The organism is Actinomadura kijaniata NBRC 14229, from assembly GCF_001552175.1.
GTDB lineage: Bacteria > Actinomycetota > Actinomycetes > Streptosporangiales > Streptosporangiaceae > Spirillospora > Spirillospora kijaniata.
On sequence record NZ_BCQR01000254.1, the window covers coordinates 1 to 11,283 of the forward strand.

General features: G+C 73.5%; 11 protein-coding genes and 2 tRNA genes. 7 read left to right on the forward strand and 6 right to left on the reverse strand.

Annotated elements, in window-relative coordinates:
* Positions 1-476: 476 nt before the first annotated feature.
* Together AKI01S_RS46255 and AKI01S_RS46260 are read left to right on the forward strand one after the other, a co-directional pair.
* Positions 477-1,436, forward strand: coding sequence for an ATP-binding cassette domain-containing protein (locus AKI01S_RS46255; RefSeq protein WP_067832799.1), 960 nt, complete (start codon positions 477-479; stop codon positions 1,434-1,436).
* The gene (locus tag AKI01S_RS46260) at positions 1,433-2,233 is read left to right on the forward strand and encodes an ABC transporter permease (RefSeq protein ID WP_067832801.1); all 801 of its coding nucleotides are present in this window, start codon (positions 1,433-1,435) and stop codon (positions 2,231-2,233) included. The genes AKI01S_RS46255 and AKI01S_RS46260 overlap by 4 nt, the downstream gene beginning before the upstream one ends.
* Before the next feature lies 1 nt (position 2,234).
* On the opposite strand, the gene AKI01S_RS46265 is transcribed toward AKI01S_RS46260, so the two are convergent.
* Positions 2,235-5,396 carry an ATP-binding protein gene (locus tag AKI01S_RS46265; protein ID WP_067832803.1) on the reverse strand — a complete coding sequence of 1,054 codons (3,162 nt, stop codon included), beginning with the start codon at positions 5,394-5,396 and terminating at the stop codon, positions 2,235-2,237.
* A 53-nt stretch (positions 5,397-5,449) separates the two neighbouring features.
* Between AKI01S_RS46265 and AKI01S_RS46270 the strand changes: the two genes are divergently transcribed.
* A complete protein-coding gene (locus AKI01S_RS46270) occupies positions 5,450-6,238 on the forward strand; it encodes an MBL fold metallo-hydrolase (RefSeq protein WP_067832808.1) in 789 nt (262 codons plus the stop codon).
* Positions 6,239-6,312: 74 nt separating this feature from the next.
* Positions 6,313-6,570: a DUF7218 family protein gene (locus tag AKI01S_RS46275; RefSeq protein ID WP_067832811.1), complete on the forward strand. Its 258-nt coding sequence runs from the start codon at positions 6,313-6,315 to the stop codon at positions 6,568-6,570.
* Between the two features lie 49 nt (positions 6,571-6,619).
* Here the strand turns inward: AKI01S_RS46275 and AKI01S_RS46280 are convergent, their stop codons facing one another.
* The gene (locus AKI01S_RS46280) at positions 6,620-7,000 is read right to left on the reverse strand and encodes a DUF5709 domain-containing protein (protein WP_067832813.1); all 381 of its coding nucleotides are present in this window, start codon (positions 6,998-7,000) and stop codon (positions 6,620-6,622) included.
* 133 nt (positions 7,001-7,133) lie between these two features.
* Between AKI01S_RS46280 and AKI01S_RS46285 the strand changes: the two genes are divergently transcribed.
* Both AKI01S_RS46285 and AKI01S_RS46290 read left to right on the forward strand, forming a co-directional pair.
* Complete coding sequence (locus AKI01S_RS46285) at positions 7,134-7,643, forward strand: DUF1360 domain-containing protein (protein WP_067832816.1); 510 nt, start codon at positions 7,134-7,136, stop codon at positions 7,641-7,643.
* Positions 7,644-7,682: 39 nt separating this feature from the next.
* Complete coding sequence (locus AKI01S_RS46290) at positions 7,683-8,780, forward strand: baeRF2 domain-containing protein (protein WP_067832818.1); 1,098 nt, start codon at positions 7,683-7,685, stop codon at positions 8,778-8,780.
* 140 nt (positions 8,781-8,920) lie between these two features.
* Here the strand turns inward: AKI01S_RS46290 and AKI01S_RS46295 are convergent.
* The 3 genes from AKI01S_RS46295 to AKI01S_RS46305 all read right to left on the reverse strand — a co-directional run bounded on the left by AKI01S_RS46295 (position 8,921) and on the right by AKI01S_RS46305 (position 10,280).
* Positions 8,921-8,993: transfer RNA gene (locus tag AKI01S_RS46295), tRNA-Ala, on the reverse strand.
* Positions 8,994-9,124: 131 nt separating this feature from the next.
* Positions 9,125-9,200: transfer RNA gene (locus AKI01S_RS46300), tRNA-Ala, on the reverse strand.
* Between the two features lie 84 nt (positions 9,201-9,284).
* On the reverse strand, positions 9,285-10,280 hold the full coding sequence (locus AKI01S_RS46305) for an NADP-dependent oxidoreductase (RefSeq protein ID WP_067832821.1): 996 nt from the start codon (positions 10,278-10,280) through the stop codon (positions 9,285-9,287).
* A gap of 81 nt (positions 10,281-10,361) precedes the next feature.
* Between AKI01S_RS46305 and AKI01S_RS46310 the strand changes: the two genes are divergently transcribed.
* Positions 10,362-10,808: a MarR family winged helix-turn-helix transcriptional regulator gene (locus tag AKI01S_RS46310; RefSeq protein ID WP_067832824.1), complete on the forward strand. Its 447-nt coding sequence runs from the start codon at positions 10,362-10,364 to the stop codon at positions 10,806-10,808.
* Positions 10,809-10,845: 37 nt separating this feature from the next.
* On the opposite strand, the gene AKI01S_RS46315 is transcribed toward AKI01S_RS46310, so the two are convergent.
* Positions 10,846-11,076, reverse strand: coding sequence for a hypothetical protein (locus AKI01S_RS46315; RefSeq protein ID WP_067832827.1), 231 nt, complete (start codon positions 11,074-11,076; stop codon positions 10,846-10,848).
* Between the last annotated feature and the right edge of the window lie 207 nt (positions 11,077-11,283).

Consider the following 11,283-nt stretch of genomic DNA (forward strand, 5'->3'; position numbering starts at 1 on the left):
AACCCTTCTATCTTACCGGGATCTTCGCTCCTGTCAATCGGTTCTTTCGAGCCGATCTTCTGGACCTCGCCCAACCCGCCACACGCCAGCAGCAGGCGATCGGAACCGCCTGTCGTTGGTCTTGCGGAGGTGTCCCTCGGGCCGGCCACCTGTGGTGTCCTGCATCCCGTCTGGGCTGACCACTCCAGAGTACCTCCGCTCGAAGCGTGCTTCGAACCGTTTTTCTCCGGGTGGCTTCCCCCGAGGTCGGCCGCCTGTCGGCGTCCTGCTTCCCCGTGGGCATCCAGAACCTTAGGTAACCCCGGAGGAGTCGTCAAATCGGCGTCGGCGGCGGTCCTGAGCATGCGCGTGTGCGCGAGACGGGATGTCGGTGCCCGTGTCGGTGCCCGTGTCGGTGCCGGTGTCGGTGGCGTGTCGGTGGCGTGTCAGCGCGGTCCCCGAGGGTCGTTGGTGAACGACGAACGATGGAGACCCACATGGAGCATGTGATCGAGGCCGAGGGGCTTCGTAAGCGGTTCGGGGAGACCCGGGCGCTGGACGGGGTGGACCTGGTGGTTCCCCGGGGCAGTGTGCTGGGGGTTCTCGGACCGAACGGAGCCGGGAAGACCACGGCGGTGCGGACGCTGGCGACGTTGCTGCGGCCGGACGCGGGAACGGCCCGCGTCTGCGGGTTCGACGTGGTGCGGGACGCCGCGCGGGTCCGCGCGAAGATCGGGCTGACGGGGCAGTACGCGTCGGTGGACGAGGAGCTGACCGGGTCCGAGAACCTGGTGATGATCGGGCGGCTGCTGGACTTCTCCCGGCGGGACGCGCGGGCGCGGGCGCGGGAGCTGCTGGCGCGGTTCCGGCTGACCGACGCCGGCGGGCGCGCGGTGAAGACCTACTCCGGCGGGATGCGGCGGCGGCTGGACCTGGCCGCCGGGCTGGTCGGGCGGCCCGAGGTCCTGTACCTGGACGAGCCGACGACCGGGCTCGACCCGCGGGCGCGGGGCGAGGTGTGGGACGCGGTGCGCGACGTGGTCGCCGAGGGCGGGTCGGTGCTGCTGACCACGCAGTACCTGGAGGAGGCCGACGCGCTGGCGGACCGGATCGTGGTGTTCGACCACGGGCGGGTGATCGCCGAGGGGACCGCGGCGGAGCTGAAGGCGCGGACCGGGCGGCAGACGCTGGTGGTGCGGGCGGCCGAGGCGTTCCGGACCGAGCAGCTCGCGGCGATCGTCGCGGAGCTGGTCGGGGTTCGGCCGGAGGTCGGGTCGGGGCTGGTCAGCGTGTCGGTGGACGACGCGGCGGTGCTGTCGGCGCTGGTGCGGCGGCTGGACGAGGCCGGGATCGTCCCGGCGGAGCTGGCGTTGCGGATGCCGAGCCTGGACGAGGTGTTCCTGACGTTGACCGGACACCACGTCGAGGAGAAGCGGATGGAAGGGAGTCTGGTGTGACCGCGGTGGGCGTTGCTCCTCCCCGGCGGGTGAACCCGCGGCGGACGTTGCGGCACGGGCTGACGCTGGCCTGGCGGAACGTCGCGCAGTTGAAGCACTCGCCGGAGAAGCTGCTGGACACGACGTTGATGCCGATCGTGTTCCTACTGCTGTTCCTGTACGTGTTCGGCGGCGCGGTCGCCGGGGACACGCGGACCTACCTGCAACTGCTGCTGCCGGGGCTGGTGGCGCAGATGGCCATGTTCGCCACGCAGGGGCTCGGGACCGCGTTGAACGAGGACATCCACCGGGGGGTGTTCGACCGGTTCCGCAGTCTGCCGATCGCGCGCAGCGCGCCGCTGGTCGGGACGGTGCTGGGCGACACGGTGCGGTTCTTCGTGATGATGGCCGTGCTGACCGGGTTCGGGATGGTGCTGGGGTTCCGGTTCCAGACCGGTCCGGTCTCGGTGCTGGCGGCGTTCGCGCTGGCGTACGTGTTCTATCTGGCGGTGTCGTGGCTGTCGGTGATCGTGGGGCTGCTGGCCCCGACCCCGGCGACCGTGCAGGGGCTGACGTTCGTGCTGGTGATGCCGTTGACGTTCGGCAGCAGCGTGCTGGTGCCCGACACCTCGACGATGCCGGGGTGGCTGGAGGCGTGGACGAAGGTCAACCCGGTGTCGCATCTGGCGGACGCGGTGCGGGCGCTGACGATCGGCGGGCCGCTGGGCGACCACGCGTGGTGGACGCTGGGGTGGGCCGCGGGGATCGTGGCGGTGGCGTTCCCGGTGGCGATGTGGCTGTACGGGAGGCGTGCCTGAGTCAGGGGCGGACGGCGAGGGCGTCTTCGCCGGTGGCGCCGTGGCCTCGGTCGTAGGCGGCGGTGAAGGCGTCCTCGCCGAGGGCCCGGCGGGCCGTGTCCCGGACGCGGCGGGAGTCGACGCCCAGCGGGTCGGTGTGGCCGCGCAGCAGGTCGGCCATGCCGAGCAGTTCGGCGGCGCGGGCGTGGTCGCCGCGGGCGGCGGTCAGCGCGGCCAGGCCGTCGAGCAGGACGGCGCGGGTCGGCCGGCCCAGCAGCGGGGTGGTCTCGGCGAGCCGGAACGCCTCGGTGTGCGCGCGGGCGGCCTCGGCCAGGTCGCCTCGCTGTTCGGCGAGGCAGCCGCGTTTGCTGTGGGCGACGGTCAGGACGTGGAGGAAGTCGATCCGGTGGCGGTGCCCGAGCAGGGTCTGGGCGCGTTCCAGGGTGGCGTGGGCGGCGGTGAGGTCTCCCTGGTCGCGTTCCAGGTCGCCGAGCGCGAGCAGGGCGTTGGCGGCGTCGGCGTACTCGCCGATGCGTTCGGAGGCGCGGACGCCGCGTTCCAGGTCGCGGCGGGCCCCTTCGAGGTCGCCGAGCGCGGCGCGGATGCGGCCGAGGTCGGCCAGCAGGGTCGCGCCCTGGTCGGGGCTGACGCGCTCGGTGGCGTAGCCGTGGGCCTCCTCGGCGTAGCGCAGGGCGGCGTGCAGGTCGCCGCGGGCGACGGCGGTCTGCATGAGGCCGTTCAACGCCATGATCATGCCCCAGCGGTCGCCGAGCGCGGCGAAGCCGGCCTGGGCGCGGGTGACCTTGGCGGCCGCGTCGTCGATGTCGCCCGCGTTGAGGGCCGTGTAGGCGAGCACGACGGACACGACGGCGTGGACCCAGGGGTCGGGGTGGTCGCCCAGTGTCGCCAGGCCCGCGTGCATCTCGCCGATCTCGTTGGTGAACAGGTTCGCCAGGTGCGGGGCGAGGGCGAGCGCGGGGTGGCGGGGCCGGCCGGGCAGGTGGGCGACGGCCTTGCCGATCGCGGCGCGGGTCTCGGCGGGCGGGGTCGGCGGGTCGCCGATGACGCCGTCCATCAGCGCGGCGACCAGGCGGCAGAGCGCGTACTCCTCGGCCAGGCCGGGTGGCGGGGTGTCGCCGGCCAGTGCGGCGGCGGTGGTGGCCCAGCCGCCGAACTGGATCTCCAGGTCGACCATGAACCAGTACCAGGCCAGGTTCGCGACCAGGCGCAGCAGGGTGCGGACGTCGCCGGTGTCGCGGACGTGGCGGAGGGCGGCGTTGCAGTTGTCGCGTTCGGTGGTGAGGCGTTCGGACCAGCGGAGCTGGTCGCGGTGGCGCAGTCCGGGTTCGGCGCGTTCGGCCAGGGCGGTGAAGTGGGCGGCGTGGGCGTCGCGGGTCCGGCGGGTCTCGCCGGCCTCGGCGAGGCGTTCGGCGGCGTAGACGCGGACGGTCTCCAGCAGGCGGTAGCGGGGTTCGGCCGCGCCGTCGGCCATGACCAGGGACTTGTCGACGAGGGAGGTGATCACGTCGAGGGCGCCGGGGTCGCCGGGGGCGCAGACCTCGACGGCCGCCTCGGGGGTCGCGCCGCCGGCGAACACCGACAGGCGGCGCAGGACGGCGCGTTCGGCGTCGTCGAGCAGGTCCCAGCTCCAGTCCACGACGGCGCGCAGGGTGCGGTGGCGGGGCAGGGCGGCGCGGTCGCCGCCGCGCAGGAGGCGGAACCGGTCGTCGAGGCGGGCGGCGACCTGCGCGGGGGTGAGGGAGCGCAGCCGGGCGGCGGCCAGTTCGATCGCCAGGGGGATGCCGTCGAGGGCGCGGACGATCGCGACGGCGTGCGGGGCGGTGGCGTCGTCGACGGTGAAGCCGGGGCGGACGGCGGCGGCGCGGTCGGCCAGGAGCCGGACCGAGGGGTAGCGGAGGGCGTCGGCGGGGGCGGCGTCGGGCGGCGGCAGCGGCAGGGACGGGACCGGGCACAGGGACTCGCCGGTGATGCCGAGGGGTTCGCGGCTGGTGGCCAGGACGCGCAGGCCGGGCGCGGCGGCCAGCAGGCGGCCGGTGAGTTCGGCGACGGCGTCGACGAGGTGTTCGCAGTTGTCGAGGACGAGCAGGGTGGTCTTGGGGGCGAGCAGGTCGGCCAGCCGGTCGGCCGGGCGGGTCGCGGCCAGCGTCTCGGAGGGGCGGACGATCTCGGTGACGCCGAGCGCGGCCAGCACGGCGGGGGCGATGTCGCGGGCGTCGCTGACGGAGGCGAGCGGGACGAACCACACGCCGTCGGGCACCGTGGTGACCAGCGGCGTGGCGGTCTCGGCGGCCAGGCGGGTCTTGCCCGCGCCGCCGGGGCCGGTGAGGGTGACCAGGCGGGCCTCGCGCAGCAGGGCGGCGACCCGGGCGGACTCGGTCTCGCGGCCGACGAAGCTGGTCAGGGCGGCGGGCAGGTTGGTGCGGGGGTGTTCGCCGGGCGGCGGGGCGTCGCGCAGGATCGCCAGGTGGACGGCGGCGAGTTCGGCGGACGGGTCGGCGCCCAGGGTGTCGGCGAGGCGGGCGCGGACGTCCTCGTAGACGCGCAGGGCGTCGGCCTGGCGCCCGGCGGCGCGCAGTGCCCGCATGTGCAGGGCGCGCAGGCGTTCGCGCAGGGGGTGGGCGGCGGTCAGCGCCTCCAGCTCGGGCAGCAGGGACGTGGTCTCGCCGGTGGCGAGGGCGGCGTCGGCGCGGTCCTCGCGGGCGGTGAGGTGGAGTTCGGTGAGGCGGGCGACGGGGGCGGCGGCCCAGTCGGCGTCGGCGACGTCGGCCAGCGGCGCGCCGCGCCACAGGTCGAGGGCCGCGCGGAGGGCGGCGGCGCGTTCGGCGGGGTCGGTGCGGGCGCGGGCCGCGGTGATCGCGTGTTCGAACGCGACCGCGTCGACGTGGGCGGGGTCGAGGGTGAGGCGGTAGCCGCCGGGGCCGTGTTCCAGCAGGTCGTGGCCGAGGGCGGTGCGGAGGCGGCGGACCAGCGCCTGGAGGGCCCCGGCGCCGCCCGCCGGGGGCGCGCCGTCCCACAGGTCGTCCAGGAGGCGGTCGACGGAGACGGCGCGGCCGGGGTCCAGGGCCAGGCGGATCAGGAGGGCGCGCAGGCGGGTGCCGTTGACGGCGACGGGGCGGTCCGCGCCGTCCCGCACCTCCAGCGGCCCCAGAACGCCGATGCGCACGCCGCGCCCCCTTTTTCCGCCCTCATTGTCCCCGAAGCTGGAATCGTGACCGCATGCATCAGGAAACACTCGTGGTGAACGGTATCGAGGTTATTGCCCTGTGCGACGCCGTCGGGCCGATGGGCGCGGCGCTGCGGCGGCCCCTGCCCGAGACGTTCCCGGGTGCCGCCGACGGGCTCTGGGAGCGGGTGCGGGAGCGGGAGCCGGGGGCGTTCGGCGCGGGCGGCGAATGGCGGCTGCATTTCCACTGTTTCCTGCTGCGGGGCACGGACGGGGCGTTGACGCTGGTGGACGCGGGGATCGGGGGCGCGGACTCGCCCGCCGCGCTGTGGGCCCCGGTGCCGGGGCGGCTGGTGGCGGCGCTCGCGGAGGCGGGGGTCGCGGCGGGCGAGGTGGGGACCGTGGTGCTGACGCACCTGCACAGCGACCATGCGAGCGGGGCGGTCGCCGGGGGCGCGCCGGTGTTCCCGAACGCCCGGCACGTCGTGCAGGCGCGGGAGCTGGCGGCCGTGGACCGGGTGATGGACGAGCGCGTGGTGGAGCCGTTGCGGGACCTGCTGCGGGTGGTCGAGGGGACGGTGCGGCTGGGGGCGGGGGTGGAGGTCGTTCCGACGCCGGGCCACACGCCGGGGCACCAGTCGGTGGCCGTGGGGGACGTCCTGGTGTCGGGGGACGTGGTGCTGCATCCGGTGCAGCTCGCCGATCCGCGGGTGCGTTACGTGTACGACGACGATCCCGGGCAGGCCGTGGAGACGCGCGTGGCGGTGCTGGAGGGGCTGCGCGCGCGGGGCGGGGTGCTCGCCGCGCCGCATCTGCCGTCGCCGTTCGTCCGCGTGGAGTGAAGGGACGGAACGGAAGGTGTGGCCCGTGTCAGCTGGGTAGGGCTCGTTCCGACGCGAAAGGGGGTTCTGCGGCGATGCCCAGAGCGCAGATCAAGAACGAGAAGACCTACCAGAAGCTCCGCGACAAGGGCGAGAGCAAGGAGAAGGCGGCGCGGATCGCCAACGCGCAGGCCAAGGAGGGCGAGTCCACGGTCGGCCGCAGGGGCGGCAAGAGCCCCTCCTACGACGACTGGTCCAAGGACGACCTTCTCAAGCGGGCCCGGGAGATCGGCATCAAGGGCCGTTCCTCGATGAACAAGTCCGAACTGGTGAAGGCGCTCCGCGACCACTGAGCGCGGCGCACGAAAGCGGCGGGGCCGGAGCCCCGCCGCTTTCGTCCGCTCACTCCCTCTCGATGTGCATCGCGCTCTCCTCGGCGGTGAAGCCCGACTCGTCGGCGGTCTCGCGAGCGACGGCGTCCTTCTCGGTGTCGGGGCCGATGCCCTCGTTCTCCTGGACGATCCGGCCCGCGGGCTCGATGGGCTCGTTCGGCGGGATCGGGACCTCGGGCTCCTCGCGTTCCAGCCGCTGCGACAGCGGCTCGCCCTGACGCATCTCCTCGACGGTCGTGCCGTACTCGTCCAGCGTCATGGAACGGTCGCCGGGCAGCACCATCCGCTGCGGGTCCTCGGCCCACTGCTGCTGCGGGGTGCCGTCCTGGAGGTCCGGGATCCCGTCGTCCTCAGGGGTCGTGGCGCGGCGTTCCGGTTCGTACTCGGTCATCGTGATCCCCCTTTCTCACTACCGCCGTTACCCGGCTGACAGATCCCAACCACCGGTCACGGCCGTCCCGGGGGATGCGACGGCGCAGGACGGGTATGCGCCGCCCGAGACCCTTCCTAAGGAGGCCGACCGCATGAACACCGTGATCGACGCCGTGCGCGAGACCAAGCGCCGGTACACCGGGGGCGCCGACCGGCCCCTGGGCTCGTATCTGGTGACGCTGACCGTCTACGGGGTGGCCGCCGGGACCGTCGCCCTGCTGGCGCGGCGGCGCGGGGAGATGCCCCGGGTGGGTCCGGGCGACCTCGCGTTGATGACCGTGACCACGCACAAGCTCGCCCGGATGATCACCAAGGACGCGGTGACGAGCCCGCTGCGGGCCCCGTTCACCCGGTACGAGGGGACCGCGGGCCCGGCCGAGCTGGCCGAGGAGGTGCGGCACGAGGACGGGGTCCGGCACGCCCTGGGAGAGCTGCTGACTTGCCCGTTCTGCACGGCGCAGTGGGTGGCGACCGGGTACGCGGCGGGGCTGGCGCTCGCGCCGGAGGCGACCCGGCTGGTCGGGGCGACCATGACCGCCGTGGCGGGGGCCGACTGGTTGCAGCTGGTGTACGCGAGGCTCCAGCAGGCTGCCGAGGGGTGATTTTACGTTTGAGCCGATTACCGCGGGTACGGCCGCGGCATGGATCTGTCATTCCTCAAACCGCTGTACCGTCGGCCCGGGCCGGTCGCGTCGGTGTACGCCGACCTGAGCCGCACCGCCGAGGACGCCGCCAAGGCCGCCGAGCTGCGGTGGCGGGCACTGCGCTCCGAGCTGGAGGAGCAGGACTGCCCCGAGGACACGCTGCGGGCGGTCGACGGGACCGTCACCGGGGAACTGGCCGAACGCCGTTCGGAAGGGTTGGTGCTGTTCGCGGCGGGCGGCGAGGTCGTGCACGCCGGACGGCTCCCCGACCCGCCCGCCGTCACGCAGGCCCGGGTCGGGCCGCTCCCCCACGTGCTGCCCTGGCTGACGGCGCGCGGCGAGCGGTTCCCGTACATGGTCGTGGTCGTGGACCGCAAGGGCGGCGCGATCGAGTGCGTCACCGCCGAGGGGGAGCGGGAGCGCATCGACGTCCCCGGCGACGAGGACTACCCGGTCCGCAAGGTCAAGGCCGGGGACTGGAACCAGTCGCGGTTCCAGCGCTCGGCCGAGGAGACCTGGAAGGCCAACGCCAAGAAGGTCGGGCGGGAGGTGGACCGCGCCGCCCGCCGCGTCCACGCCGAGGTGATCATGATCGCCGGGGACGTGCGGGCCCGCAACGCCGTCCTGGAGGAGATCTCCGAGGGGGTGCGCGAGTACACCGTCGAGTCGGACCGGCACGAGATCGGCGATCCGGAGCTCCAGTCCGAACTCAGCCGGGTCCTGGACCTGAAGTGCGCCGAACGCGTGTTCGCCGTCGCCGAGCGGTTCGAACGCGAGCTGGCGCGCGGGGAGCGGGCCGTGGCGGGCCTGCCCGCGACCGTCGAGGCCGCCCGCAACGGGCAGATCGAGGCGCTGCTGCTGGACGACGCGGACTCCCCCGCCCGGCTGTGGGTCGGGCCGGAGCCCGACCAGATCGCGACCGACCCGGAGGAGCTGCGGCGTTACGGCGTGGACGACCCGCGGGAGGAGCGGGCGGACGCGGCGCTGATCCGCGCGGTCGCGTGCACCGACGGCGGCCTGGTGATCGTTCCGCCGCGGGACCCCGACGCCGGACTGGGCTTCGGGGCCGTCCTGCGCTTCACCGCCACCCCCTGACACGGAGAAGGGGCGGTGATCCGAAGATCACCGCCCCTTCCGGGTCCTTCGGGGGTCCGGGGGTCGCCCCCGGGCCGACACGACGAAGGGCCGGCGGGAAAGCGACGAAGTCGCTGACCACACCGGCCCCAGGCCCGAGGTGGAGCTATGGGGATTCGAACCCCAGACCTCCTCCATGCCATGGAGGCGCGCTACCAACTGCGCCATAGCCCCTTACCTGTCACCGCTCGCGGCGACAGGGAAAAGCTTAGAGCATCCCGGGGTGCGCTTCGGACGATTTATCGCCGCGTGGTGGCCCGGAACGCGGAAGAGGCGGTGATCCGAAGATCACCGCCTCTTCCCGGTGGTGGAGCTATGGGGATTCGAACCCCAGACCTCCTCCATGCCATGGAGGCGCGCTACCAACTGCGCCATAGCCCCTTGCCCGTCGCCGGCTCGCAGCGACAGGGAAAAGCTTAGGGCATCGGCGGAGGTGGTCAGGACACGATGGTCAGGACACGGTGGTCACAGGCGGACCAGCATCTTGCCGGTGTTGGCGCCGTTGAGGAGGCCGAGGAACGCGTCCACGGCGTTGTCGATGCCCTCCACGACCGTCTCCTCGGTGTACAGGTCGCCGTTGGCCAGCCATTCGGCGGCCTTGGTGAAGTACTCGCCGGCCAGGTGGGCGTGGTCGCCGACGATGAAGCCGCGCAGCGTCAGGCGCTTGCCGATGGCGAGGGCCAGGTTGTCGGGGCCGGGGACCGGGCCGGTCGCGTTGTACTGGGAGATCGCGCCGCACAGCGCGACCCGGCCGTGGGTGTTCAGCGCCGCGATCGCCGCGCGCAGGTGGTCGCCGCCGACGTTGTCGAAGTAGACGTCGACGCCGTCGGGCGCGGCCTTGGCGAGCTGGCCCTCCAGGTCGCCCTCGCGGTAGTCGATCGCCGCGTCGAAGCCGAAGGCGTCCACGACCTTGGCCGTCTTGGCGGGGCCGCCCGCCGAGCCGATCACCCTGCTCGCGCCCAGCTTCTTCGCGATCTGTCCGGCAATGCTGCCGACCGCCCCGGCCGCGCCGGAGACGAACACCACGTCGCCCTCCTTGACCGGGGCGACCTCGGTCAGGCCCGCGTAGGCGGTCAGGCCCGGCATGCCGAGCGCGCCCAGGTAGGCCTGCGGGGACACGCGCGTGGTGTCGATCACGCGGGCGCGGTCGCCGTCCAGCAGGGCGTGCTCACGCCAGCCGAGGCCGTGCAGCACGACCGTGCCGACCGGCGCCTTCTCCGAACGCGACGCCACCACCGTGCCGACCGCGCCGCCCTCCATGGCCTCGCCGAGCCGGAACGGCGGCACGTAGGACTTCACGTCGTTCATCCGGCCGCGCATGTACGGGTCCACCGACATCCAGTCGTTGCGGACCACGACCTGCCCCTCCCCCGGCTCCGGGACCGGCACCTCGGCCATCTCGAAGTCCGAGTGCTTCGGCTCCCCCACCGGGCGGGCGGCCAGACGGATCTCACGGGACATCACGAACCCCTCTCACATTTGTGTGTGCACACACAGGTTATGAACGCGTGCGCCTGCACACAAACCACCTAAGCTGGACTTATGGCCAAACAGCTCGCGGACGCCGACCTCCCCCCTTCCGACCTGGCCTTCTATGGCCTGGTGTGGGCGGGGAACACCCTGACCGCGCAGGTCGGCCGCGAGCTGGTCCGGCGGCACGACCTGCCGTTGTCGTGGTTCGAGGTGCTGCTGTGGCTGTCCTACCAGGACGGCCCGGTCTCGGTGTCGGACCTCGGCGCCTGCACGATGCTGAGCCGCAGCCAGGTGTCGCGCGTGGTGGAGAGCCTGCGCGAGCGCGGCCTAATCGAACGCGCCCGCTCCGAGCGCGACGCCCGCGCCGCCGAGGTGGCCCTCACCGCGCGGGGCCGCACGGTGTTCGCCGAGGCCGACGCGACCCGCCGGGAGGCGCTGCGGGACACGTTCGGCACGCTCGACGAGGAGGACCTGAAGGCCCTGGTGCGGGTCTGGTCCAAGCTCAAGCGCCCCTGACCGCCCCCCGAACCATCCCCTGAACCGTTCCCGGCCGTCAGAGCCAGCCGAGGCGCTCGGCGACCTCGTCGGGACAGTAGCCGCGCGCCCCGCCGTCGCCGATCCACACGATCCCGTCCGCCTCGGCCACGGCGCTGATGGCGTGCTCCTGGGGCAGGCGGGGCTGGACGGCCAGCCGTACCTCCATGCCCGGATCGAAGCGCCGCAGCGCGTCGATCAGGTCGGCCACCGTGATCTCCCGCTTGGCGCCCCTGCGATGTCGTCCCATGTCCGTCCAGTTCCCCGCGTTGGAAAGCTGAACGTAAGGAAACCATCGCCGACGGACTGCTTCGTCCATCCGCAGGGGCTCAGACCTGCGGAAACATCGTCAGGAGGGGGGCACGAACGTGGTCTCGGAAAGGCCCGGCGCGCCCGTGGCGAGCGCCAGCGCGGCGGCGGCCTCGGCGGCGGCGGCCGTCACCCGGCGCACCGGCCA